General features: G+C 42.4%; 29 protein-coding genes. 26 read left to right on the top strand and 3 right to left on the bottom strand.

Going from position 1 to position 25576, the window contains the following annotated elements:
- Positions 1–58 precede the first annotated feature (58 nt).
- The 3 genes from RBATCC27255_RS03560 to RBATCC27255_RS10285 are packed head-to-tail and all read left to right on the top strand — an operon-like array spanning position 59 to position 2915.
- Positions 59–2035 (top strand): ATP-binding protein, encoded by a 1977-nt coding sequence (locus tag RBATCC27255_RS03560; protein WP_101028776.1) that lies wholly within the window; start codon positions 59–61, stop codon positions 2033–2035.
- Complete coding sequence (locus RBATCC27255_RS03555; protein WP_101028775.1) at positions 2028–2729, top strand: response regulator; 702 nt, start codon at positions 2028–2030, stop codon at positions 2727–2729. Before RBATCC27255_RS03560 ends, RBATCC27255_RS03555 begins: the two co-directional genes overlap by 8 nt.
- Positions 2730–2750: 21 nt before the next feature.
- Complete coding sequence (locus tag RBATCC27255_RS10285; protein ID WP_147639958.1) at positions 2751–2915, top strand: prolipoprotein diacylglyceryl transferase family protein; 165 nt, start codon at positions 2751–2753, stop codon at positions 2913–2915.
- Positions 2916–3381: 466 nt separating this feature from the next.
- Here the strand turns inward: RBATCC27255_RS10285 and RBATCC27255_RS03550 are convergent, their stop codons facing one another.
- From RBATCC27255_RS03550 to RBATCC27255_RS10435, 3 genes are all read right to left on the bottom strand, one after another.
- Positions 3382–4581 carry a tyrosine-type recombinase/integrase gene (locus RBATCC27255_RS03550; protein WP_101028774.1) on the bottom strand — a complete coding sequence of 400 codons (1200 nt, stop codon included), beginning with the start codon at positions 4579–4581 and terminating at the stop codon, positions 3382–3384.
- A gap of 170 nt (positions 4582–4751) precedes the next feature.
- Complete coding sequence (locus tag RBATCC27255_RS03545) at positions 4752–5837, bottom strand: Fic family protein (protein WP_169923239.1); 1086 nt, start codon at positions 5835–5837, stop codon at positions 4752–4754.
- 311 nt (positions 5838–6148) lie between these two features.
- Positions 6149–6784 carry a LexA family protein gene (locus RBATCC27255_RS10435; RefSeq protein WP_169923238.1) on the bottom strand — a complete coding sequence of 212 codons (636 nt, stop codon included), beginning with the start codon at positions 6782–6784 and terminating at the stop codon, positions 6149–6151.
- 163 nt (positions 6785–6947) lie between these two features.
- Here RBATCC27255_RS10435 and RBATCC27255_RS03535 point away from each other — a divergent pair, with 163 nt between their 5' ends.
- The 23 genes from RBATCC27255_RS03535 to RBATCC27255_RS10425 all read left to right on the top strand — a co-directional run bounded on the left by RBATCC27255_RS03535 (position 6948) and on the right by RBATCC27255_RS10425 (position 25314).
- Positions 6948–7151 carry a helix-turn-helix domain-containing protein gene (locus RBATCC27255_RS03535; protein WP_101028772.1) on the top strand — a complete coding sequence of 68 codons (204 nt, stop codon included), beginning with the start codon at positions 6948–6950 and terminating at the stop codon, positions 7149–7151.
- Positions 7152–7198: 47 nt separating this feature from the next.
- Positions 7199–7486: a hypothetical protein gene (locus tag RBATCC27255_RS10430; protein ID WP_169923237.1), complete on the top strand. Its 288-nt coding sequence runs from the start codon at positions 7199–7201 to the stop codon at positions 7484–7486.
- Between the two features lie 1280 nt (positions 7487–8766).
- Positions 8767–8964: a helix-turn-helix domain-containing protein gene (locus RBATCC27255_RS03520; RefSeq protein ID WP_101028769.1), complete on the top strand. Its 198-nt coding sequence runs from the start codon at positions 8767–8769 to the stop codon at positions 8962–8964.
- A gap of 2 nt (positions 8965–8966) precedes the next feature.
- The gene (locus tag RBATCC27255_RS03515) at positions 8967–9251 is read left to right on the top strand and encodes a hypothetical protein (protein WP_101028768.1); all 285 of its coding nucleotides are present in this window, start codon (positions 8967–8969) and stop codon (positions 9249–9251) included.
- 104 nt (positions 9252–9355) lie between these two features.
- Positions 9356–10645 carry an AAA family ATPase gene (locus RBATCC27255_RS03510; RefSeq protein WP_101028767.1) on the top strand — a complete coding sequence of 430 codons (1290 nt, stop codon included), beginning with the start codon at positions 9356–9358 and terminating at the stop codon, positions 10643–10645.
- A 2-nt stretch (positions 10646–10647) separates the two neighbouring features.
- Complete coding sequence (locus RBATCC27255_RS03505; protein ID WP_101028766.1) at positions 10648–10917, top strand: hypothetical protein; 270 nt, start codon at positions 10648–10650, stop codon at positions 10915–10917.
- Entirely contained in the window at positions 10917–12017 is a 1101-nt protein-coding gene (locus tag RBATCC27255_RS03500; protein WP_101028765.1) for an AAA family ATPase, read from the top strand. The genes RBATCC27255_RS03505 and RBATCC27255_RS03500 overlap by 1 nt, the downstream gene beginning before the upstream one ends.
- 20 nt (positions 12018–12037) lie before the next feature.
- Positions 12038–12589: a hypothetical protein gene (locus tag RBATCC27255_RS03495; RefSeq protein WP_101028764.1), complete on the top strand. Its 552-nt coding sequence runs from the start codon at positions 12038–12040 to the stop codon at positions 12587–12589.
- The gene (locus tag RBATCC27255_RS03490) at positions 12589–14199 is read left to right on the top strand and encodes a DEAD/DEAH box helicase (protein ID WP_101028763.1); all 1611 of its coding nucleotides are present in this window, start codon (positions 12589–12591) and stop codon (positions 14197–14199) included. Before RBATCC27255_RS03495 ends, RBATCC27255_RS03490 begins: the two co-directional genes overlap by 1 nt.
- Positions 14180–16414 carry an AAA family ATPase gene (locus RBATCC27255_RS03485; protein WP_423242035.1) on the top strand — a complete coding sequence of 745 codons (2235 nt, stop codon included), beginning with the start codon at positions 14180–14182 and terminating at the stop codon, positions 16412–16414. The genes RBATCC27255_RS03490 and RBATCC27255_RS03485 overlap by 20 nt, the downstream gene beginning before the upstream one ends.
- A gap of 299 nt (positions 16415–16713) precedes the next feature.
- Positions 16714–16962: a hypothetical protein gene (locus RBATCC27255_RS03480; RefSeq protein WP_101028762.1), complete on the top strand. Its 249-nt coding sequence runs from the start codon at positions 16714–16716 to the stop codon at positions 16960–16962.
- Positions 16952–17344 (top strand): RusA family crossover junction endodeoxyribonuclease, encoded by a 393-nt coding sequence (locus RBATCC27255_RS03475; protein ID WP_101028829.1) that lies wholly within the window; start codon positions 16952–16954, stop codon positions 17342–17344. Before RBATCC27255_RS03480 ends, RBATCC27255_RS03475 begins: the two co-directional genes overlap by 11 nt.
- Entirely contained in the window at positions 17341–17559 is a 219-nt protein-coding gene (locus tag RBATCC27255_RS03470; protein ID WP_101028761.1) for a hypothetical protein, read from the top strand. The genes RBATCC27255_RS03475 and RBATCC27255_RS03470 overlap by 4 nt, the downstream gene beginning before the upstream one ends.
- The gene (locus tag RBATCC27255_RS03465; RefSeq protein ID WP_101028760.1) at positions 17537–17875 is read left to right on the top strand and encodes a hypothetical protein; all 339 of its coding nucleotides are present in this window, start codon (positions 17537–17539) and stop codon (positions 17873–17875) included. Before RBATCC27255_RS03470 ends, RBATCC27255_RS03465 begins: the two co-directional genes overlap by 23 nt.
- A 6-nt stretch (positions 17876–17881) precedes the next feature.
- Complete coding sequence (locus tag RBATCC27255_RS03460) at positions 17882–18781, top strand: hypothetical protein (protein WP_101028759.1); 900 nt, start codon at positions 17882–17884, stop codon at positions 18779–18781.
- Positions 18782–18785: 4 nt separating this feature from the next.
- Entirely contained in the window at positions 18786–19016 is a 231-nt protein-coding gene (locus tag RBATCC27255_RS03455) for a hypothetical protein (RefSeq protein ID WP_101028758.1), read from the top strand.
- Positions 19013–19423, top strand: coding sequence for a DUF1492 domain-containing protein (locus RBATCC27255_RS03450; RefSeq protein ID WP_101028757.1), 411 nt, complete (start codon positions 19013–19015; stop codon positions 19421–19423). Before RBATCC27255_RS03455 ends, RBATCC27255_RS03450 begins: the two co-directional genes overlap by 4 nt.
- A gap of 155 nt (positions 19424–19578) precedes the next feature.
- Positions 19579–19941, top strand: a complete 363-nt coding sequence (locus tag RBATCC27255_RS03445) for a polymorphic toxin type 24 domain-containing protein (RefSeq protein WP_101028756.1) — start codon at positions 19579–19581, stop codon at positions 19939–19941.
- Positions 19942–20096: 155 nt separating this feature from the next.
- Positions 20097–20492 (top strand): terminase small subunit, encoded by a 396-nt coding sequence (locus tag RBATCC27255_RS03440; RefSeq protein WP_169923236.1) that lies wholly within the window; start codon positions 20097–20099, stop codon positions 20490–20492.
- Positions 20485–21846, top strand: coding sequence for a terminase large subunit domain-containing protein (locus tag RBATCC27255_RS03435; RefSeq protein WP_101028754.1), 1362 nt, complete (start codon positions 20485–20487; stop codon positions 21844–21846). The genes RBATCC27255_RS03440 and RBATCC27255_RS03435 overlap by 8 nt, the downstream gene beginning before the upstream one ends.
- Positions 21833–23440, top strand: a complete 1608-nt coding sequence (locus RBATCC27255_RS03430; protein ID WP_187128351.1) for a capsid protein — start codon at positions 21833–21835, stop codon at positions 23438–23440. The genes RBATCC27255_RS03435 and RBATCC27255_RS03430 overlap by 14 nt, the downstream gene beginning before the upstream one ends.
- Positions 23433–25160 (top strand): phage minor capsid protein, encoded by a 1728-nt coding sequence (locus RBATCC27255_RS03425; protein ID WP_101028753.1) that lies wholly within the window; start codon positions 23433–23435, stop codon positions 25158–25160. The genes RBATCC27255_RS03430 and RBATCC27255_RS03425 overlap by 8 nt, the downstream gene beginning before the upstream one ends.
- Positions 25153–25314 carry a hypothetical protein gene (locus RBATCC27255_RS10425; protein ID WP_169923235.1) on the top strand — a complete coding sequence of 54 codons (162 nt, stop codon included), beginning with the start codon at positions 25153–25155 and terminating at the stop codon, positions 25312–25314. The genes RBATCC27255_RS03425 and RBATCC27255_RS10425 overlap by 8 nt, the downstream gene beginning before the upstream one ends.
- Positions 25315–25576 lie beyond the last annotated feature (262 nt).

Genomic DNA, 25576 nt, shown 5'->3' with positions numbered 1-25576 from the left:
GGTAGATTTTTTTACAGTTTTACTGTATAATAATAAAATAAAAAGGGCGGTGAAACCGATGAAAGTACAAACCGAACAGTCAAAATTCGATACAGACGAGCATATCCTTGTCTGCCTATCCTCTTCGCCGTCCAATGCAAGGATCATACACACCGCCGCAAAGATGGCTAAGGTCCTTCATGCAAGATTTACCGCCATCTATGTGCAGACGGATACGGTCATAAATGATGAGGATCAGTCCCGGCTTTCGCAGAACATACAGCTCGCGCAAAGGCTCGGCGCCGAGATCGTTATGACGCACGGCGAGAATGTAGCGCTGCAGATCTCGGAATATGTCAGGCTTTCCGATGTCACAAAAATCGTGATCGGGCAAAGCAGTGCCAGACGCAGAGGGCTGTTCGGAAGACCGACTCTCACCGAAAAGCTGATCTCCTCCGCCCCCGATGTTGACATTCATATTATTCCCGACGCACTGAACTACACAAAGTCGCACAGACGCCGTCTGTTCTTTGGTGCAGAGATACCGTCGCTGCGGGATATTGCCGTGACCGTCCTGGCGCTTGCCGTATGTACGGCGATCGGGTTTCTGTTCGACCATCTCGACTTTCCCGATACCAATATCGTTACGGTATACATCCTAGGTGTGCTGATGATCTCCGTTTTGACCAAAGGATACCTTTGCAGTATGGCAGGCTCACTTCTAAGTGTTGTATTGTTCGGATTTTTCCTTACCGAACCCAGGTTGTCCTTTCAGACCTATGCCGTAGGCTATCCCATTACCTTTGCAGTTATGCTGGCGTCTTCCGTTCTCACCGGCACGCTTGCCTCGAAGCTGAAAGATCATGCAAGGCTCTCGGCTCGCTCCGCGTTCCGTGTGCAGGTGCTGTTTGACACTGACCGTCTGCTGCAAAAAGCAAAAAGCAACGATGATGTTTTAAGCGTGACCTGTATGCAGCTCTCGCGGCTGCTTGACCGCAGTATTGTTGCCTATATGAAAGGCGAAAACGGAATGTTGTCCGGGCGGCTGTATGCCGAAAAAAAGGATACATACGCTGAAAAGCTGCTAAGCGATGCAGAGCGGCAGACCGCAGAATGGGTGCTTCAAAACGGTCGCCGTGCAGGAGCAGCGACAGCACAGTTTGGAAAATCCGAATGTCTTTATCTTGCGATCCGTGCAGGCGGCAGAGTCTACGGTGTAATTGGGATACCGATGAAACCCGAAAAGCCCGATTCATTTGAGAGCAGCATCGTACTGTCGGTTGTGAACGAATGTGCGCTGGCAATGGATAATGCTCACAACGCCGCCGAAAAGGAACGGGCGGCAGATTTTGCAAAAAGCGAGCAGCTGCGCGCCGACCTTTTGCGGTCGATCTCACACGATCTGCGCACGCCGCTTTGCTCCGTTTCGGGTAATGCGGACACGCTTTTGCATAACGGAAACTGCCTGGACGAAGCAACCAAGCAGCAGATCTATAAAGATATTTATGACGATTCCGAATGGCTGATCGGCGTGGTGGAAAATCTGCTGTATGTTACACGGCTGAATGACGGACGCCTGAAGCTGGAGCTTACCGACCAGCTTGTGGACGAAGTGGTCAACGAAGCCGTTTCGCATTTGAAGAAAAAATCCGTCGGACACAAGGTGACGGTAAGGTGCGACGATCTGATCCTTGCCCGTATGGACGCACAGCTTATCGTGCAGGTCATTGTCAACCTTATTGATAATGCTTTGAAATATACCGAACAAGGCTCCGAAATCTGCGTAAGTGCGGAAAAACAGGGCGGGGATGCCGTGATCCGAGTCACCGATAACGGAAACGGAATTGCAGACGATATGAAACCGCATATTTTTGAGATGTTTTACACCGGAAAAAATACCGTCGCAGACAGCCGCAGAAGCTTCGGGATCGGGCTTACCCTGTGTAAATCTATTGTAGAGCTGCACGGCGGAACGCTGACGCTTACGGATAACGTACCGCACGGCTGCATATTTACCTTTACTTTACCGCTTAGCGAGGTGACTCTGAATGAATAAACCCCTTGTACTCGTCGTGGAGGACGACCGCCCCATCCGCAATCTGATCGTAACAACGCTAAAGGCTCACGATTACCACTACCTGACCGCAGAGAACGGACACAGCGCTATTATAGAAGCGACCTCCCATAACCCGGATATCGTTCTGCTGGATCTGGGGCTGCCGGATATCGACGGCACACAGGTGATCGAAAGCATCCGCTCATGGTCAAATATGCCCATTATTGTGATCAGTGCGCGCAGCGAGGATAAAGACAAAATCACGGCGCTGGATGCCGGGGCGGACGACTATCTGACAAAGCCCTTTTCCATAGAGGAGCTTTTGGCACGCCTTCGGGTCACGCAAAGACGGCTGCTGCTGCTTCAGGCAAGCGGCGACGCCGACTCACCCGTTTTCCAAAACGGCAAGCTTAAAATCGATTATGCCGCCGGCTGCGCTTATCTAAATGGGGAGGAATTGCACCTGACCCCGATTGAATACAAGCTTTTGTGTCTGCTCTCTCATAATGTCGGAAAGGTGCTGACGCACACCTATATCACGCAGCAGATTTGGGGCAGCAGCTGGGAAAACGATATTGCTTCTCTGCGGGTGTTTATGGCGACCCTGCGCAAAAAGCTGGAGCCGCAAAAGGACGGTCCGCAATACATTCAGACGCATATCGGCGTCGGTTACCGTATGCTGCGGGTAGACTGAGAAAAGCGAGGAAACAAGGATTTGAAACGATATGCAATAGAAAATCTTTTCGGAATTGAAGGGCTGAATATCGCTTGGTACGGACACATTATCGCCTGCGGTATGGTGCTTGGCTTTGCTTTGGCGATATGCCGATGCAGAAAAACCGGCATCAACAAGGAGCATATATACGATCTTGCTCTTTAGCTGATCCCCGTATGCATTATTTGTGCAAGAGCCTACTATGTGATTTTCGAATGGGATAATTACAAAAACGACCTGATTTCTATTTTTACGGAAATACACTGCTTACTATTCCGGACTGACGGACGCCGCCATTGTAGAATAAATCACTTTGCAGTAACTGTTACGCCCGCAACCTTAATCAAAGATCAAAATTTTTTATAATCATTTTCCTGTTAGCTATAAAAAAGCACAACGCCACAGAGTTTTTAAAACTCTGTGGCGTTGTGCTGCTCTCAATCGGTCACTTTTTGAAAGTATCCTTATGTGAGCCTGCCTTTTTACCGGGTTTTCCGGCGGAATTTTTGGCGTGCCAAAAGGGATTCGAACCCCCGACCTTTCGCTTAGGAGTAAACCGATAAAACACTGAAAAACTTAGTATTTATCGGCTTTTTTAAATTTTAGTGCAATGCACGCAATTTTATAGCGCTTATGCTTGCTTTTGGGCAGGTTTAAACTCCTTAATCAATGTGTCAATACTGATTATTTTATTTGATTTGCGTTTCGGTAGTGATTCGACATAGTGTGTATAAATGTCAAGCGTAGTTGACGGCTTAGCGTGTCCCATTTGTTTTTGCACATAGTGGAGTTCGTGACCTGTGTAGAGCAGATTTGTAGCGCAGGTATGACGGAGCGAATGAGCCGTAAATCTATCAATCACAAACGGTACACCTTTAGGGTCATACTTACTTTTAGGCTGTCTTTCATAGTCCGAAAAATCGCCGTACTTAATATTAAGATCTGCCATATAGCTGTTCCATAATCGCCGCCACGCTGTATCACTCATCAGAGTACCTTTTGTGGAAGTCACAACAAAATCATCGGGTTTATGCTCAGGTTGTTTCTTTAAAAAATCAATAAGAATTTTCGGAACATCTGTAACAGTACGCACTCCCGAAATAGTTTTTGCTCCTTGCTCAATATGCGCCTTACCTTTGGTCACAAGTTTCTGATGAACATCTATTGTTCGTTCGGTTAGGTTTATATCTCGCCATTGCAAGGCAAGGCATTCACCAAGTCGCAAGCCTGCAAACATCATTATCATAGCTGGCAATTGTGCACGGTGTTCTGTTGATACCACCCACAATTGTTCCTGTGCGGTCAATGCTCGTCGTTCTGAGGTTTTTGCGTCACGGGGTATCTCTATGTATTGTGCAGGTGAAAATTCGATTACACGGTTTTCTATGGCATAATTGAACACCTGCCTTACTGCACCACGCCAATCACGCAAAGTCTTTTTTGCGGTCGGCTTGCCTGTGTGTGAATTGCAAGCGTATTCGTCAAGAATTATCTGCTGAAAGTCGGATTTGACAAGTTTGTTAATCGGTCGGTCATTCAGGGCAGAGAAGTGGCTCAGATAAATTGAATAGGTTTTGTACTGCCCCTCGGAAAGTATGGATTTTTTGTAGGCAAGCCATAAGTTAACGAGTTTCCCCCATTTCATTCCTGCGTTTAGCACATCCATACCCTTGCCGATTTGTAACTTGATAAGCTGTGCCTTTTCTTCAACCTCTTTGACAGAGTAACCGTTGACGGTTTTGTATTTGCGTTTGCCGTCCTCGTCTTTGCCAAGATATACAGACTTTTGATAGCGTCCGTCTGCACGCTTTTTAAGTTTTGCTTTTGCCATAATATATACACTCCTTTTGCTTAAAAAAGGGTGCAAAAATCCCCTGATATTCAAAACTTGAAAAATTCAGGGGAGTGTGATACAATATTATTGCTTTTAGTAGTATCACTGCACCCTGTGTGGTGGTTTCCGCTCCGACTTGCGCCAACAGGTCAGGGCGGTTTTTTTATTTATTTATTTATCTCTTCCATTATTGTATCTATTTTATCTATGTCGAGACTGCAGCAACGGATATTGCCTAAAGTTTTTTTGATTATTAAACCGTAATCAGACAGGGTGTTTAACCGGTTTGTAACTGTACTTCTGCTTAATTTCATAACATCCATTAGTTCCTTTGTGCTTATTCCGCTTTCGGAAAACAAACTTGCCTGAATAAGCAAAAAATACAGATTACTATATTTTTCGTCGGCGCCTTTAGGCAGAAAGATAATGCACTTTCTGTAATGTATCAGTTGCTCTAATCTTTTCTCCAAAGCGTATACCAACTTGTGCAACGAATCATCAATAATATCGGTAAACATAATTATAAAAGGAGTTAAATCTCCCTTGTTTTTCGGGTCATTACACACCTTGAATGCCTTGTAGTAATCGTTTATGTTCTCTTTAATAGAATAAGACATTCTGTAACCGATAATTGATTCAAATTCTTTTGACAACAAGTAACTGCTGATGAAACGGGATGTTCTTCCGTTGCCGTCATAGAAAGGATGAATGTAACCAAAGAGGTAATGAAAAATTGATATTCTGAAAACACACTCAATGCTTTTGTCATTAAGTATTGCCAACGCTTTATTCATACACTCTATAATTTTTTCTTCGGGATTAACTCCTCTGTGAAGTTCTTTTTGCGTCGCACTGAGGACGCTTGTTGAATCTTTTCTGAAGATTTTACCGTCAGGCAAATCAGACGGGTTATCTTCTTCGATTTCAAAATATACTAAATCATTGTACAGGTTGCGGATATCTTCGCAGGTGTCAAAGGACATAGTTTCATTTTTTTGCAACATAAGATATTTTTGCACAAGCCCCATAAAACGCTTCCCGTGGCTCTTTGTTTCCAGTTCTGACAAGACACTGTTAATTTCTCTTCTTGAGCTGTAAACACCTTCAATATCATTTGTCTTTACAATTTCATCAACCAAACATCTGATAGCGAAATGGTCAATTGCTTTTTCGGGTAATGAATCCCTTAAAGCTTTGATTTGCTTATCGGTTTTATAAATGTCACGAATTTTCGTAATAAATTCGGGTATCATCACAAAAAAAGCAGGGTTATCGTGTATCAGAAAATCTAAGTGTACTGCGTATTCGCTTTTATACCTTTCGTTGTAAATTTTTTCATAATTTTCTTTGTCAGAATAAAACAGCTTATCTAAAGATTTATACCCCAAATGTATCACCTCTCCAATAAGTATTATATGCCGTAATTTAACAATTATACGCATATATCAGAAAAGCAATTCGTAAAAATAGGCTGTTTTTACGAATTGAGTATAATTATACACCGAGAAATTCACAAAATCAATATATTTTTACAAATTTAACTGTTACAGTAAAACAGCTTTTCTCACTGCAACGATTTACTGACTTCTTTTACAAGACCGAGGATTTGAACACGGGTGACGTCGTTATTTTTGAACACTCGTGGGGGATAGTAGGGGTTGACTGAATGCAACTCAACGGTGTTATCGTTGTAAAGGACCTTTTTAACAACAGCCTCTTCATCGTCAACGAGGACTGCGGCAATCTGACCGCTGTCAACGGAGGTTTGCTTTTTAATAAGAATTTTACTGCCGTCATCAATCAGAGGGCTCATAGAATCACCGTGAACATTTATCCATATATATTTATCCTGTTCTGAGGGGCAGGTGATGTATGTAGGCATATAGTCAACAGGCACATCCTGAGCTATCACTCCGAACCCTGCCGAAATGCTGTCATATACCGGTCGCATAAATACATTTGTTTGCGGAAGGGGGGTTGCTTGGTCTTCTTCTTCTTTAAATTCACCAGTAATAAAAGAAACAGGGTTCATTTTTAAGACTTTGGCTAATAAAGCTATTTTATCTCTTCTCATATTAGATATATAACCGTCTTCCCATTTTTTGACGGTACTCTTGCCGACACCAACTGCTTGCCCTACCTGTTCAAGAGTTAGTTTTAATTCAGTTCTTCTTTGGTTAATCATTTTTCCTATATCCATTTTTGTCTCTCCTTATAAGAGGTCTGTAACTATATTTTAACACAAAGTTTCAAAAAAGCAACTACTAAACCGAAAAAATATAAAAAAGTTTCCTAAAGTGGTTGACAAAGGACTGAAAGCAGTATATAATTTAAGTGTCCTAAAGGAAACGAGGTGATAGAAAGTGAATACAAGTGATCTTAAAGCTGAAATTGCAAGAAACAATTTTACAATTCCAAAACTTGCTGAAAAAATGGGAATTGATAAAAAGACACTTTATACAAGGATAAATGGTGTCACTTGTTTCAAGCAGGAAGAAATCGCACAGCTTGCAAAAATTCTCGGACTTAATTCAGATAAGATTATGTCTATTTTTTTGCTGATGTAGTTTCTTAAAGGAAACTGCAACCCAACCAAAACTAAGGGGGTGAGAAAATGGGATTTTTTAATAATTTATTCAACATAGAAAAAGCACCAACAGTCAACAAGACTGTCAGTGCACCTTATGTTCCGCCTTATCCTTTAGAAAAAGATTTTTATACTTTTGATAAGGTAGAGTGGAGCGGAGCGTTACCACCTCATTCAATGACACTTTCTTTTGTACTTCCTTATTCCGATTGGTGCGAATTTGAAAAGTCAGACCTTTATCGAGATTTGGAGAATTATCTTCAGGAATTACAAAAACGAGGTAACCCGAATGAGAATGTAGGCACTCAAGATTGATAGGCAGATGTTCATTGTATGTCGGAACATACTCATCAACACCTTTTGCCTTGTGATGATAAGAATTAACTTCGTGGGTGTTGTAATCTTCGGTGTACTCTATGCCGTTCAGAACTAATTGAATGTCGGTAACAGAAATAGGCAGTTGCGATTTATTGTTAAGTTTATAATGAATGAAAAGTCTTTTCTTTCCCTGCACGCCTAATTTGTATGCGTATTCAAGCATTGTGATTTCCAAATTCACTTTGTGCGAAACAAAATAGTTAATCAGGTTTATTAAAGATATTAAAAAGCCTGCAATGCCTAAAATACCACTAATTATTACCCACATATAATCAGCTCCTTTGCTCGATTATAACATTCGCAAAAGATATTTGCAACACAATCAATAATACCACAATCACAGTCCCATTAAACGGACTTTGCTGAAAAGAGGTGAAGAAAGACGGAAAAACCTGTATTTGTTGAAGTAAGTCAAAAAAAGATTGACGCTCTTTTATATACTGCAATGTTCAATGAAGTAAACAGACTTGACAATTGCAGAAATAAAAAAGAACGCCAGAGTATAAGAAATTTTATTATATCAGCTTATCAAAAGTTGAAAGCAGATTAGTCGGAAGATTGTTGTCTAAAAACTTTTCAAGGAAATATCCTGCGGAAAAGTTAATAAGCCAAAACAAAATGTTAATGAGGACCGATAAAATCGTATTCGGATGTACATTAACCGAGTTTAAAGCATTTACAGGAGCAGTCAGCCAAAATACAGGGTAAAAGTTTTGTCTTATTCTGTAACTGTAAACGCCTATCGTATTGTTAAAAATTTTGGATATTTTATTGCTTGAATGCCTATCAGTCAAACAATTGGAAATGTAATCTTGATACATTTCTTTTACCGAATATCTTCTTTCGGTGCAAACTACATATTGTTGAGTGTTGGCTTTGCTAAATAAAACTCCAACAGGTCTTGAACATCTGTTTAGATGTTTGTAATTATTCTTGAAAAGATAGAAATAAAACTTGGTTGCACATAGTCTAAAAACATTTGTAAGCAATCTAAATACCCATACAACAAGTAAAATTTGCAATACAATTGCCACGCTTTGCACCCCCTTTCATAGTTAATCATAACATTTAAGGTCGTGTAAAGCAATAAAATATCGAAAAGCAGGTGAGAAAATGGCAAAACTTAAACTTATTGACACAAAGGAAGCGTAGCTGATGTTGAATCAGTCGAAATCGTTTCAGACAAAATTACCAACGAAAATTAAGGAGGTGTACATATGCCGAGAGAAAGACCAATAGTCAACTGGGATGAAGTGCCTGTGATAATTGATGTGCCGTATGTGGCACGATTGCTTGCGCTTAATGTTGATTACACAACGCGGCTTGCACAAAGGGGCGTTCTTCCTGCCCACAAAATCGGAAAGCTTTGGCGATTTGATAAGGAAGAAATCAGACAATACATAAAGGAGCATTAAAAATGGCATTTAAAGATTTAGAAACAAAAAGGTCGCTTAGAAAAAAGTACCGTGACAGCAAAGACCAGCTTAAATACACGCAAAAAAGTCTTGCAAGCACCGAGCAGGAGCGTGACATTGCGAACAGCCGTCTTGAAAAAACAAAAGCAAAGCTTAACAAGGTGACAGCCTTATATGTTGCCGAAAGAGCGAAAAACGCAGAGCTTACCCGAAAACTCAAAGCCCTTGAAACGCCTGAATCCGAAGCATTCAATTTTGAATGTATGGGTGTTTCAAATGTCAACTAAAAAAGAAAAATCCGCTGAAGCTCTGCAAAGCCTCAACGGACAAAGAAAAATACCTTAATTAAATGATAGACAATTTTAAGCGAATTGTCAAGGAGGACTTTAATATGTCAGTAAAAATATCAGCTTTTGAAATCGAAAATGTTAAAAGAGTAAAGGCGGTTGCTTATGAACCGACCGAAAACGGACTTACCGTGTTGGGCGGTAAAAACGGACAGGGCAAGACATCTGTTCTTGACGCAATTGCGTGGGCTCTCGGCGGTAATCGTTTCGCTCCGTCTGCTCCGTACCGTGAGGGTTCAACAATTCCGCCACATCTCAAAATCAAGCTCTCAAACGGTATTGTTGTGGAGCGTAGCGGTAAGAACAGCAGTCTTAAAGTAATTGACACCGCAGGCAACAAAGGCGGACAGGCTTTGCTTGACGCATTTGTCAGTAACTTTGCTCTTGACCTGCCGAAATTTATGAATGCAACCGGCAAGGAAAAGGCTGACACGCTCCTGCAGATTATCGGTGTAGGCAACAGAGTTTACGAGCTTGAAACGCAGGAAACACAGGTGTATAACGAGCGCCGTGCTATCGGTCAGATTGCAGACCAAAAGAAAAAGTTCGCCGCCGAAATGCCCGAATACGAAGGCGTGCCGAATGAACCTGTGTCAGCTTCGGAGCTTATCAATAAACAACAGGAAATTCTTGCACGCAACGGTGAAAATAACCGCCTGAGAGCAGAAAAAGATAACCTTGAAAGCCGTGCCAACAATTTGCAGAGCGAAATCAACAGGCTTAACGAGGATTTGAGAAAATACAATTCCGAACTTACAAAAGTGCTTGCACAGCTTGAACGGAGCAGAAAGACCGTTGCCGAACTGCACGATGAAAGCACGGCAGAGCTTGAAAGAAACATTACCGAGATTGATGAAATTAACCGCAAAGTCAGAGCCAACCTCGATAAAGCGAAAGCTGATGAGGACGCAAAGGAATATTACGGCAAGTATGCCGATATGACGGCACAGCTTGAAGAAATCCGCAAAACTAAATATGACTTACTCAATAACGCGAACTTGCCCCTTGACGGCTTATCGGTTGAAAAGGGCGAGCTTACATATAACGGTTTTAAGTGGGACAACATGAGCGGTTCGGAACAGCTTCGTGTCGCTACGGCAATTGTTCGCAAACTCAATCCTGAATGCGGATTTGTCCTGCTTGACAAGCTCGAACAAATGGATACCGACACACTCAAAGACTTTGCAAAATGGCTTGAATCAGAGGGATTGCAGGCTATTGCAACAAGAGTTTCAAACGGCGATGAATGTTCAATAATCATTGAGGACGGCTATATTAAGTCCGAAACAACCACACCTGTTACAACACCGACTTGGACAGAAGGAGAGTTTTAATTATGGCTACAAGAACTACAGCTAAAACAACAGCAAAAACAAATACAAATGAATGTGTAATCAAATGCAATCCGCACAGAGAGCTTGCCTGCGGTTATACCAAGGTCAAGATTATGCCTGAAAACTATTCAAGAATTGTTTTGATTGCAGGTATGACAGGCAAGTCAATACAGGATTTGACAAACGAACTGCTCAACTACGCAATCGACTATGTTGTCATTGATGTTGACGGCAATAAAATCAATTTTTCAGATGTACAGGGGGTAAGATAATGAACATCACAAGAGGTAAAATCAAGTCGGCTCAAAAGGTTGTAATTTACGGTCCCGAGGGTATCGGCAAGTCAACTTTTGCTTCGCAGTTTCCGAATCCTCTGTTTATCGACACGGAGGGCAGCACAAAAAACCTTGATGTTGCGAGAATGGATAAGCCGACATCGTGGACCATGCTAAAGAGTCAGCTTGAATATATCAAAAGCAATCCGACTGTATGCAAGACGGTTGTTATTGATACAATCGACTGGGCAGAACAGCTTTGCATTGATGACATCTGTGCAAAGTACGGCAAGAAAGGCATTGAAGATTTCGGCTACGGAAACGGATATGTTTACGAAAAAGAGGAGTTCGGCAGATTTTTGAACAGCCTTGAAGATTTGATTGACAGAGGTATCAATGTTGTGCTTACCGCACACGCACAGCTCCGCAAGTTTTCACAGCCTGATGAAATCGGCGAGTATGACCGTTGGGAGCTAAAACTCGGCAAAAAGACTGCTTCACAGATTTCTCCGCTTGTAAAAGAATGGGCGGATATGGTGCTTTTCGCAAACTATAAAACAGTAGCGGTAGCAACCGACAAAGACGGCAGAAAGTACAAAGCGCAAGGCGGAGGAAGAGTAATGTATACGCTTCATCATCCCTGCTGGGACGCAAAGAATCGTCACGGACTGCCCGAAGAAATGGACTTTAGCTATGCAGGCATTGCCCATATTTTTAATGATGTCGCACCTGCAAATAACGCTTCTGCTCCGCAGAATCCGATACCTCAGCCGCCTAAGGCAGAGCCTGTGACACAGCCTGTACCACAAACTACGCAAATTGAAAAAACTCCCGAATCTGTACCGCTGCCAACACCTCAGATACAGAATGATAAATCTGTCAATATTCCCGAGGGCATACCAAAAGCTCTTGCCGACCTTATGAGAGCTAACGGTGTTGATGAAAGCGAAATCAGACAGGCGGTGTTTACACAGGGACACTACCCTTACGATACACCAATCACAAACTATGACCCACGATTTATTAACGGTTGCCTTGTGGGAGCGTGGAATAAGGTATTCGAAGTGATACAGAGCAACCGTGACTTACCGTTTTAATAAGAAAGGAAGATGTATAAATGGATAGAGAATTTGGTTGGAACGACGAAATAACCGAAGAGGGCGGAAATTATGAACCGCTCCCCGAGGGTGATTATGATTTTACAGTAGCAAAGGTTGAGCGTGCTCGCTCACAGGGTAAAGGTAAACTGCCACCATGCAATATGGCGAAAGTGACTTTTGATGTGTGGGGAGCAGATGACAAGCGAGAAATTACAGTTAATTTCGTACTGCACTCCTCGCTTGAATGGAAGCTGTCACAGCTCTTTTTGTCCGTGTCAATGAAAAAGCACGGCGAACCGCTCCGCATGGACTGGACAGGCATTATCGGCAAGAAAGGTAAATGTCAGGTTATCATCCGCAAATATGCCAAGAATGACGGCACAGAGGGCGTAACAAATGACATCAAGTATTTTTATGCATACGATGAGCAGGTGACAACGATATCGCCTGCCGTAGCACAGTCTGCACCTCAGCAGTATGTACAGCCTACATATCCGCCACAGTATAACACACAGCCTGCAACGCCAAATACTGCGATGCCGAATAACTGGACACCGGGTAGCTTTTAATGCAACTTCGACCGTATCAGAATGAAGCAAAGAATGCCGTTTTCTCCGAGTGGGAAAGCGGCAATTTAAAAACATTACTTGTCTTGCCTACAGGCTGTGGCAAGACGATAGTTTTTGCAAAAATCACCGAAGAATGTGTCCGTCGAGGTGACAGGGTGCTGATACTTGCCCACCGTGGAGAATTGCTCGACCAAGCGGCGGACAAAATCCAAAAAGCAACAGGGCTTAATTCGTCAGTCGAAAAAGCCGAGCAAAGTTGCATAGGTTCGTGGAACAGGGTTGTTGTAGGCTCTGTACAGACGCTTATGCGTGAGAAAAGGCTGTCAAACTTTGACAGCGATTATTTTGACACAATCATCATTGATGAAGCACATCACTCAATCAGCGACAGCTATCAGCGTGTGCTTGAGCATTTTGACAATGCAAAAGTGTTGGGTGTTACAGCAACACCCGACCGAGGAGATATGAAAAATTTAGGAACAGTATTTGATTCGCTTGCGTATGAGTACACACTCCCTAAGGCTATCAAAGAGGGATATCTGTCACCGATTAAAGCTGTGACTATACCTCTTAAACTTGACCTTTCGGGAGTTGCCACACAGGCAGGAGATCTTAAAGCAAGTGATATTGACACGGCACTTGATCCATATCTTTATCAGATTGCCGAGGAAATGAAAAAATACTGTAAGGACCGTAAAACTGTTGTGTTTTTACCACTTGTAAAAACATCGCAGAAATTTAGAGATATTTTGAACGAAAAAGGCTTTAAAGCGGCAGAGGTAAACGGTAACAGCGAGGACAGAGCAGAGATATTGCAGGACTTTGAAAACGATAAATACAATGTCTTGTGTAACTCAATGCTTTTAACCGAGGGTTGGGACTGCCCAAGTGTTGACTGCGTTGTTGTTTTAAGACCTACAAAGGTGCGTGGACTTTACTGCCAAATGGTCGGCAGAGGTACAAGACTTGCTCCAAACAAGACGGAGCTTTTGCTACTCGACTTTTTGTGGCATACAGAGCGACACGAGCTTTGCAGACCTGCACATCTCATTTGCGACAATGAAGAAGTTGCACAAAAAATGACAGAAAACTTATCAGAACAGGCAGGTTATCCGATTGACATTGAAGAAGCGGAGGAAAAAGCAAGTGAAGATGTTGTTGCTCAGCGTGAAGAAGCGCTTGCAAATCAGCTTGCGGAAATGCGAACACGCAAACGCAAACTTGTAGATCCGTTGCAGTACGAAATGTCAATTCAGGCGCAGGACCTTGCAGGATATGTTCCGGCATTCGGCTGGGAGTGTTCTCCGCCTACAGACAAACAGAAAGCAAAACTTGAAAAGCTCGGAATATTCCCCGATGAAATCCAGAGTGCCGGCAAAGCAAAACTTATTCTTGACAGGCTCGAAAAGCGAAGAATTGAGGGCTTAACCACACCTAAACAAATCCGTATGCTTGAAAGCAGAGGTTTTCAGCATGTGGGCAAATGGCAGTTTGACGAAGCGTCAGCCTTGATTTCAAGGATTGCCGCAAACGGTTGGAGAACTCCGAAAAACATTAACCCGAAAACATATGTACCGCAAAGCGAGGTGAATACGGTTGGACTTACTTAATGCACTTGAATACATCAGTCCGTCAGAGCTCGACTACCAAGACTGGGTAAATGTCGGAATGGCACTCAAACAAGAGGGATACAGCGTAAAGGACTGGGACGATTGGAGCAGAGCAGACAGCCGATATCACAGCGGTGAGTGTGAAAAGAAATGGCAGAGCTTTAACGGCTCCGCCTCACCTGTCACAGCAGGCACGATAGTCCAAATGGCAAAAGACAGAGGTATGACTTTCCGTGAATCGAAAGAACTCGGCTGGAATGATGAAATTGCTTTTGAGCAGGGTGATAAGGGCGATATTGGTGTAAATACCTGTGAGGGTGTAAAGTTTCACGAGCCTACAAACTGGAACCCGGTAAATGAGATTGTGACCTACATTGAAACTCTCTTTGATAGCTCGGAAAATGTAGGCTATGTTACTGAAACTTATAAAAAAAATGACAACGGCAAGGTTAAATATTCGCCAACACAAGGCAGTTGTGACCGTACGGCAGGTGAGCTTATTGCCGCCCTCAACAATTGTGACGGCGATATATCAAATGTATTCGGTGATTACAAGCCTGAAGCAGGTGCGTGGATAAGGTTTAATCCGTTGGACGGTAAGGGTGTTAAAAACGAGAATGTAACCGATTATCGTTACGCTCTGGTGGAATCTGACTGTATGGCTCTTGAAGAACAAAATGCAATCATCAGAGAACTTGAATTGCCTGTTGCGGTGCTTGTTTATTCGGGCGGAAAATCAGTCCACGCTATTGTTAAGATTGATGCCGCAAACTATGACGAATACCGCAAAAGGGTTGATTATCTCTACAATGTATGCCATAAAAACGGCTTTGAAATCGACAAGCAGAACCGCAATCCGTCAAGATTGAGCCGTATGCCCGGTGTTATCCGCGACGGCAAAAAGCAGTTTATCATTGACACCAATATCGGTAAATCCGATTTTGCCGAGTGGAAAGACTGGGTGGAAAGTATCAACGATGACTTGCCCGACCTTGACAACCTCGCAGATTTTTTTGAAAATCCTCCCGAACTTGCTCCGCCTCTGATTGAGGGAGTATTGCGACAGGGGCATAAAATGCTCCTCGGCGGACCCTCAAAAGCAGGTAAGTCATTTGGTCTTATCGAATTGTGTATTGCAATTGCCGAGGGAACAGAATGGTTCGGCTTTAAGTGTGCGCAGGGCAATGTCTTGTATGTGAATCTTGAACTTGACCGTGCGTCCTGTTTTCACAGATTCAAGGACGTATACGAAGCACTTGGACTTGAACCAAAGAACTTAAACAGAATTGATATTTGGAACTTGCGTGGCAAGTCCGTGCCTATGGATAAGTTAGCGCCTATGCTCATACGCAGAGCTTTAAAAGGCAACTTTATAGCTGTTGTGATTGACCCGATATACAAGGTTATTACAGGCGATGAGAACAGTGCTGACCAAATGGCACACTTTTGCAATCAGTTTGATAAGGTGTGTACCGAAATCGGTTGTGCGGTAATCTACTGTCACCACCATTCAAAAGGTGCTCAGGGCGGAAAAAAGTCAATGGACAGAGTTTCGGGCTCGGGTGTTTTCGCTCGTGACCCCGACGCACTTCTTGACCTTACAAGACTTGAAATTAGCGATGATTTGATGAAACAGCAAAAGGATGAAAGAACCTGTAAAATCTGCAAAGACTGGATAGGTCGTTTCAACAAAATCAGTGAAGTGTGTTCGCAGGACGATTTGGTAATGGCAAATAATATGATTGACATCGCACGCAAAACGCTTCCTGAACAGTCTTTTAAGCTGATGATGTCAGATGTTGCCCGTGCCGAAAAAACCGTAAAAGGGATGTCAGCGTGGAGAATAGAGGGTACTCTGCGAGAGTTTCCGGCATTTGATGCACTTAACCTTTGGTTTGATTATCCGATACACAAATCAGATACAACAGGTGTGTTGAAAGACTGTAATTTTGAGGGCGATTTTAACATCAAAGGCTCGCCCTACAAAAAGAATTTTAGCAAGAAAAAAAGTGAATCGGAACGCAAAAAAGAACGCTCAGAATCTATTATGACAGCGTTTACTGCAGAAGAAAATAACGGTCAGGCAGATATAAATGACATTGCTACATATCTTGGAGTTACCGAAAAAACAGTCCGAAATCGACTAAAAGAACACGGCGGATTTTGGATTGACGGCGGTAAAACGGGATTGAGGGAAAAGGAAAAAGTCGAATAATTTTTCCCTTTCCGTCAAATTTGGAAGGAAAATTTTATCGGGAATTTCCCTTTCCGTGAGGGAAAATAGGGAAAATTTCCCGAGATTTTCCTTTTCTAAAAATGACGGAAAATGACTTTTTTCTCGAAATTTTCCGAGGGAAAGAAAAAACCTATATATATATTCTATATATATAGGAGTATTTCCGTTCCCTAAGGTCACAGGGGTGAAGTAGTTGTGCGAAGCTTACGCACAACAACTCCTTCCCCTGACCTGTGACTAAAAGCAAAATTTTAAAGTTAAGAAAGGAATGGTAAAAAATGGCAAAATGCAAATCGACTTCAAAAGATAAAAGATTGAAAATTGCTAAGGGAATGCCACCTTTGAGGCGAAAACTTCCAAATAAAAGTTACAGTTACAAAAACGATCAGGTAATGGATTGGATTTCTAAGCGACCGGCATTGATTGATTATGTGTTGGATAAGTTAGTAGCTAACGGATACATAGTTTATGACCCGAAATTAAAGTTGTGGTATGGAGTTGATTATTTTGAAGAAAATGAAGACTGAATTTTTTATGGCGATGATACCGCCGACCGTAACTGCACAGGAACATAAGGTTATGGTAAAAAACGGCAAACCTGTTTTTTACAATCCGCCCGAGGTGAAACAGGCAAGAGAAAAGCTCACATCACATTTGGCAAAGTTTAAACCGTCAGAACCGTACAAGTCGGGTGTCAGGTTGATAACAAAGTGGTGCTTCCCTCGCGGTAAACATCAGGACGGCGAATATCGTACAACAAAGCCCGACACAGACAATTTGCAAAAAATGCTAAAAGACTGTATGACCGCTCTCGGATTTTGGTCTGATGACGCACTTGTTGCAAGTGAGATATGTGAAAAGTTTTGGGCAGAGGTTTCGGGTATTTACATCAAGGTGGAAATGCTGTGAATATCTCGGAAGTTAAACGCAACCTTGAAAGAACCGTGCTGTACAACGGTGCAGAATACGTTCTGAAAGGCTGTATCATCAGACGGAATACAACGGGTCGGTTTTACTATCAGGTAGAGCTTATGGACACCAAAGCCAAAAGCTCGTTGATTGTAACTGCACTTGATAAGATTGACGAAAGGAGAGAAAGCATTGAAAGCGAGAATACCGCCTAAGATTCCGAAACAGCTTAAACAGGAAGCTGAACGGATTGCAAAAAGCGCATATGAACAGATCCGAGAGAAAGAAAACAAAGACATCACACGCAGAGTATTTAAAACAATGCTGTATGCCTTGTATAAGGATTTCGGCTTTGGTCGTGACAGATGTGCGAAAGCTTTGAGGTCGATGACCGAGATAGTCGAACACTCCGACACTGACGAAGTGTTTTGGGAGCATATCGACAGGGTTGTCATCGACAAGCTGAAACTTGAATTTGACAAACGGGACTATACCGACAATGGAAAAGTTGTTAATTTTGAAGGAGAATGATAGCAAATGAAATACTATGAAATTAACGAAACCGCCGCAAGACAAGCCCGTGAATGTTGGTCTTTTAGAGATTATCAGCACGGCAGTAAAACAGCAGAATATAAAGCAAAAGTTGACGAGTGTTACAGTCTTGTTGATAAGTTACCCGACGACTTGAAAGAAAAAGGGACGACAATGGCAGACAGATACGCCCGTCGCCTTGCTGAATGGTATAACAAGCAATTCAGAATTGAAATGATGTGTCCGTCCGTGATGATTAGTGGCGGTAGTAATTTCCCCGTAAGAAAGAAAGAAAAGCAGAACGCCGCACGAGATAAGCACTATCAATTATATAATGAAATCCAGAAGATACCTAATAAGATTAAAACACTTGTGAATGGTACTAATATCATTAAATCGGGTGACGCAGATGCCATAGAGCAGTTGCGGAATAAACTTGCAAAAGCCGAAGCATTGCAGACAGAAATGAAAGCTACAAACGCCTATTATCGTAAGCACAAAACAATGAAAGGCTATAAAGATTATACAGATGAAAGAGCCACAGAGCTTGACAAGGCTATCAAAGAAAGTATGTACGGCGTACCATTCCCGCCGTATGCGTTGACAAACAACAATGCAAAAATTAAAAACACTCGGAAAAGAATTGCCGAACTTGAAAGACTGAAAGAAACGGCTACAGAACAGACGAATGAAACATATAATACAGATTTATTTGAGGTTATTGAAAATGCTGATATTATGCGTTTACAGCTTAGATTTGACGGTAAGCCTGATGCAGATACAAGAACCGTTCTGAAACAAAACGGATTTCGATGGTCGCCATCTAACGGTGTATGGCAAAGACAACTTACTGACAACGCAAATTTTGCGTTGGAGAGAGTGATTAAAGAATTGAAAGTGAGGTAGAAGAATGAAAGGTATTAAAAATATCACCGTTAATTACGATAACGGCGAAATAGAAACCTTAAATAAAGGTGTAGTTGTTGGTTTTGATGAAATCGACAACGAAGAAGAAACTATCAAGGTCAGCTATCGTATGTGCGATATTAAAGGCAATGATTTGTATTTGATTGTAAACGCTGTTATTGCGTTGGCACAGAAACTTGGTATGCTTGACGAGGAGGAGCGTGATACGGATTGACGGTTAAAGATTATTTATATTCGGTCAGGGTTTCGGATAAGCTGATCAGAACGAAAGAACACGAGCTGTCGAAACTTAGGCTGAATATTGCACAGGTATCAGTTAAGCAGAACGAGCCTGTTAAGACATCAGGAGTGAATGACCCTATGCGGATTGTTGACAGGATTGCAGACCTGCAGACTGAAATCAATCGGGAAATCGACAATCTTGTGCGGTTGAAAACTGAAATCCGCAGTAAAATCAATGCACTTGACGATTACCGTTACATTGCAATTTTGACCGAGTATTACATAAATTGTCAGAGGTGGGAGGATATTGCCGAGAGTATGGAAATGAGCGTAAGGCATACCCTGAGATTGCACGGCGAAGCGTTACAGGCGTTCCGAAAAAAGTTCGATTTCTCGTAAAATTATTTTGAAATGTCATTGAATGTCACCCTTACCCTGCGTATAATGGTATTATGAAAGTTTGACAAACAGGACATATAAAAAACTCTCTTAAGATAAAAAATCGCACAGACCGCTCTCGTTTGAGGGCGGTTTTGTGTTGTGAGGTGAAATTGATGTATAAAGACAAATGCGGTACAGAATATCACACAGTTGCTCAATTTGGTGAAATAAAAGTAATTCGTATGAATGGTAATACTTCGATAAAAGCTCCTATGGAAACTATGACAAAAAATAGAGTGTATGCTACTCTTGACAAACAGAGCAACATCAAAAGTGTTACTTTTTATGACAACTACGGCGAAAGGATAAAACAAATTGACGTTAAAGGTAGACCTCATAATGGAATGATGCCACATACCCATTTGGGCTATGAACATAATGAAATTGGAGATCGTCAATTGACTGATAAAGAACAGAAATATGTAAGTGTATTATTGAATAAATGGGAAAGAAAAAGAAAACACTTGAATATTTAGAAATTTATTGATATAATATTATAAACGCAGGGGATAGTTTAAATAGGAAAACAGTTTTTACAGATTCCGGTGCAACTCCGGAAACCTGTGTTTAAAGACAGTACAGAAATGTGCTGTCTTTTCTTTTGCTGATTTTTAGAAAGGGCGGTGATACCGTGAAAGACAAATTAAATGCAAGGCAGAGGAAGTTTGCGGAATATTATGCACAGAACGGTAACACCGTTCAGAGTGCGATTATGGCAGGATATTCCGAGAATTACGCAAACGCAAGAGCGTATGAATTGTTGGAGAATGTTGGAGTTTCAAAATACATCAAGGAGCTTTCCGATAAGCTCAAGGACGAGCGCATTATGAGTGCAAAGGACAGACAGGTTGCTTTGTCCGACATTGCAAGAAATGACGGGCAGGACACCTCCGACAGAATCAGGGCGATTGACACGCTCAACAAGATGACGGGCGAATACACCGTTAAGGTTGACGCAAAGGTTGAGCAGTCCGAAAAGCTCTCTGATGTGTTCAGACAGTTAGGCGGTGAGGGCTTGAGTGAGTAGCTTTCCTTTGTCGCAAAAATACATTGACTTCATCAACACAACGAATGTGTCGGCTGAATTTCTTGAAGGAACTACAGCGTCCGGCAAAACTACCGTCGGAGCAGGCGTTAAGTTTATGCGAATGGTGTCGCAGTCACCGAAGAAGCTTCACGCAATTGCCGCCAAAACTACGGGCAAGGCTGAGGAAACTATAATTCAACAGGACAACGGTATTCTCGACTTGCACCGCAACGCTGTCTATTGTGGTAACGGCGACAAGGATTACAAGCTGCCGCATATCAAGTTTGAGGGCAAAATTATCTATATTCTCGGTTACAGCAGTCGGGATAAGTGGGAAATGGTTCTCGGTGCGCAGTTTGGGTGCGTTTATATTGACGAAATCAACACCGCCGATATCGAGTTTATCCGAGAGATGTCAACCCGTAATGACTATATGCTTGCAACGCTGAATCCCGATGATCCGAGCCTGCCTGTGTATAAGGAGTTTGTCAACCGCTCCCGTCCTTTTAAAAAATATGAAAACGATGTTCCTTCCGAGATTACGGCGGAGCTTACCGAAGAACCTGTACCGAATTGGCGGTATTGGTTCTTTTCTTTTGCCGACAATTTAAGTCTTACACCCGAACAGATTGAAAAGAAAAAGAACTCTGCACCGAAATGTACAAAGCTCTATAAAAATAAAATCTTAGGTTTGCGAGGCAGAGCAACAGGTCTTGTGTTCCCGAATTTTGAGAGGGCAAGACATATCAAATCAAAAGAGTGGGCAGGAAAGTTTTTGAACTGTAACCGCAAGTCGGAACACTTTGTTCAGTTCACCGCAGGTCTTGATACCGCCTATTCGCAGAAGTCGCCTGACACTATCGCAATGACATTTTACGGCATTACCAATCACGGCAAGTGTGTTCAGCTTGATGAAAGAGTTTATAACAACGCTGAAATGCAAACGCCTATTGCCCCGAGTGACACGGTGAAGAATTTTATTGATTTTCTTGACCGCAACCGTGATGAATGGGGCTTTGCACGCACGGCTTTTATTGACAGCGCCGACCAAGCGACTATTACCGAATTTCAAAAGTATAAGCGACAGCACGGCTGTGTCTATGACTTTGCAAATGCATGGAAGAAAACGAAGATTATCGACCGAATCAATCTTGTACTCGGCTGGCTTGCCACCGACTGTTATTTTGTGCTTGAACATTGTAAAAACACGATTGCCGAGTTTGAAATTTACAGCTGGCGAGAGGATAAAGACAACACACCCGAGGACGGTCACGACCATTGCATTAACAGCGGTCAATATGCGTGGCTGCCGTTTAAAAATATTATTGGAAGTGAAATAAATGGGGCTGATTAACAGAATGGCTGAATCTATCAGATCGGGAATTAAAAACTTTTTGCAGATTACTCCTGCAAGCGACAAAACAATTACCGTCACCGAAACAAGCAATCATCTGACCGAGTGCTTTATCAATCGCATTTGGTATTGGGGCAACAGCAGACAGCTTGCGGAGCTGTACAAGCAGATTGATACAAACAAAACTATGTTTTGGGCGGCAAAAAGCACAAAGGGGCTTGAAATCCGTAAAATACACACGGGCTTGCCGGCACTCATCTGCGAAACGCTTGTGAATATCGTAATTGCCGACTACAACGGCACAGATGTTACAAGTAAAAATTCAACCGCTTATGCAGAGCGTTGGGAAGATATTGAAAAGCAGAACAAGCTGTCCGACACGGTTAAGCAAATGCTCCGTGACCTATGTGTTGTTGGTGACGGTGCTTTTAAGGTCAGCTTTGACACGGCTGTATCAGATGTTCCGATTGTTGAATGGTATCCTGCCGAAAACATCGACTTTACATATGTGCGCGGCAGAATCCGAGAGGTTAAGTTTTACACCGATTACACGCAAAAACACCGCCGTTACCGTTTTGAAGAAACATACGGTTACGGCTATATTCACTATGCTTTGTATGATGACAACGGCAAAGAGATTGACCTGCACACGGTTGACGCTCTTTCGTGGATTGATTCAAAGGGCGTTACATTTGACGAATCATATATGTGGGCTGTACCTGTCCTTTACGGCAAATCGTGCCACAAGGGCAGAGGTGCGGGCATTATCGGCATAAAAACAGACGCTTTCGACAGCCTTGATGAAGTGTGGTCACAGTGGATGGACGCACTCAGAGCCTGCCGAACAAAGCAGTATGTGCCTGGTTGCCTTGTTCCGAGAAATCCCGAAACCTGTCAGCCGATATCGCCAAATCCGTTTGACAACCGATTTATCACCGTGGGCAACGATATGTCTGAAAACGGCAACGGCAACAGGATTTACACCGAAAGTCCGCAGATTCAGCACGAAAGCTATTTGAGTTCATACATTACTGCCCTCGACCTTTGTTTGCAGGGCATTATATCGCCGTCAACTCTCGGCATTGATACGAAGAAGCTTGATAATGCAGACGCTCAGCGTGAAAAGGAAAAGACAACCCTTTACACAAGGCAGAATCTTGTCAAAATCACGCAGAACGCACTTCAAAGCCTTGTTGAAGTTGTACTCAATGCAGACGGTGAACTTAACGGCAAGGGTATTGTTGAGGGCTTGGAAGTGTCCGTAAACTTCGGCGAATATGCAAATCCGAGCTTTGAAAGTCAGGTTGAAACCGTGTCAAAAGCAAGACAGGGCGGTTTGATGTCAGTTGAAACCTCGGTTGACGAGCTTTACGGCGACAGCAAGTCGGAGGATTGGAAAGCCGAAGAGGTTCAGAGAATTAAGGAAGAACAGGGCATTGCAGGCGAAGAAGAAAAATCGGAGCTTGACGATGTGGACCTTACCGACACAGAAGAACATGACAATAACGCAGATGATGAAGAAAATGCGGAAAATAATGCAGAAAAAACCGAAAGCAATCCCGAACAGAATGATACACAGGTAAACAATGAGTGATTACAATATCAGAGAAGCCTTTGAAAAAATCGAAGATGAACTGATTGACAGCATGATGAGAAATTTCAGTCGTCACAGAGCCGAAGAAACCAAAGAGGGTTACAACTGGACACAATGGCAGGCTGAACAGCTCAAAAGTCTTGAAGAGTACCGTAAGCACAACGCAAAGAAATTCGGCAAGCGTTTCAAAACCATTAACAGCAAGGTTGAAGAGATGATTCGCACCGCCAAAGCTGACGGAAATGCAAGTCAGGAGGCAGAAATTCTTGAAGCTGTCAAGGACGGTTTCAAAGCCCCGAAAAAGCCGTCAGCACACAGCACAGCCGAGTTTTTTAAGGTGAATGACCGTAAACTTGACGCACTCATAAAATCGACCACAGACGATTTAAAGAGGGCAGAAACGGCAGTTTTGCGTATGAGCAACGACAAGTACCGCAAGGCGATTTTTAACGCACAGGTTGCAATGAACACGGGTGCGGTTACATACGAAAAAGCCGTTGATATGGCTTGTAAAGATATGCTCAACGCAGGTCTTAATTGTGTGGAATACAAAAACGGTGCAAGGCACACGCTCTCCGATTATGCGGATATGGCGGTTAAAACAGCCAACAAAAGAGCCTATCTTCGTGGCGAGGGCGAAAAGCGAGCCGAATGGGGAGTATCCCTTGTTGTTGTGAACTCAAGACAGGGCGGTTGCCCCGATTGTGCAAAATATATCGGCAAGGTGTTTATTGACGATGTTTATTCAAACGGCAAAAAGTCAGACGGAAACTATCCGCTCCTCTCAACCGCAATCAAGAACGGTTTGTTTCATCCAAGATGTAAGGACAGCACAAGTACATATTATCCCGAACTTGATGATTTGGACGCACCGTTGTCTGAAGATGAAATCAAAGAGCTTGACCGTCAGCGAGGAATTGAGGAAAAACAGCAGTATGCACAGCGACAGGCAGAACGCTTTGACCGCCGTGCCGAATACAGTCTTGACGAGGACAATAAACGCATTGCCCAAACCCGAGCCGATGAGTGGCACGATAGGGCTGATATGCTTGAAGAAAAGGCGAAAAAAGCAGGGAATAGTTTGCCTGAATCTGTTGCAAAATCTCAAAAAACTGTTATAATGAAATCAGGAAGTGATGTTGTGGCTCTTGAAAATCAGCGTTATGGACGCAATAAAAGTACGCTTGTTAATAAAACTTATGTTGACAGCGGCGAATATAAACGCAAGTATGATAGTGCTACTGATAATAAAGAAGTCAACAAGTCACTTTACGATTGTGCTAAAAAAGCATTAAAACACAGAAGCGGAACGGCTTTTGAGGATATGTATTGGATTGACGGTGAAACAGGAAGAGTTATGTTATCTGTAACCGACAGTGCTGATGAACGAACAATAACATATACCGATAGAATAAAGAAATGTATTCAGACAAATAATAATGTTGTAACAATTCATACACACCCAAGTAGTATGCCACCAAGCATTGAAGACTTTAATTCCTGTGCTAATAACGGATATGCTAAATGTTTTGTGGCTTGTCACAATGGCGTACTTTACGGGTATCACTCCAATGAAATGATTAACCCAAAGCTTTATAATTTGTACATTCAAAAATATATGAATGGCGGTTTTTCTGAAATGGAAGCTCAAGTAAAAACTATTAAAAAATTATCACAGTCATTTGATATTAATTTTTGGGAGGTGTCTTATAATGGCTGATAAGAAGTATTTCATTGATGATAGAATTATTATTCCTGATGAAATAAAAAATATGACAAATGAAGAAATAGATGCCGAAATAAAAAGACTTGAATCAGAAATTATGATTGTGAAAAACGAGAAGATAAAACGAACACAAAGAGAAACAGCATAAATCTTAACCGCTCCGTAAAAAGGGCGGTTTTGTTGTTTAACTTGCCGAGAATATGTTCAGAGTAAGAAAAACGGCTTGTTTACGGCATTATTTAACTTGCCTGCAACTTGCCAAAGCAAAACTTAATACATCAAATCAGCACTTTGAGAAATCAGAGTGCTTTTTTATTGCATTTAAACCCGTCGATTTCGACCGGTTTAGAAAGGTGGTGACAGAATGAAAATCAGAGTAACAACAGCATTTAATGACAGGCAGAACGGCT

It is taken from the genome of Ruminococcus bromii (assembly GCF_002834225.1).
In the GTDB taxonomy this organism is placed as follows: Bacteria; Bacillota; Clostridia; order Oscillospirales; family Acutalibacteraceae; genus Ruminococcoides; species Ruminococcoides bromii.
The sequence above is the reverse complement of the archived record's forward strand: the minus strand, read 5'-3'. Positions and strand labels throughout refer to the sequence as shown.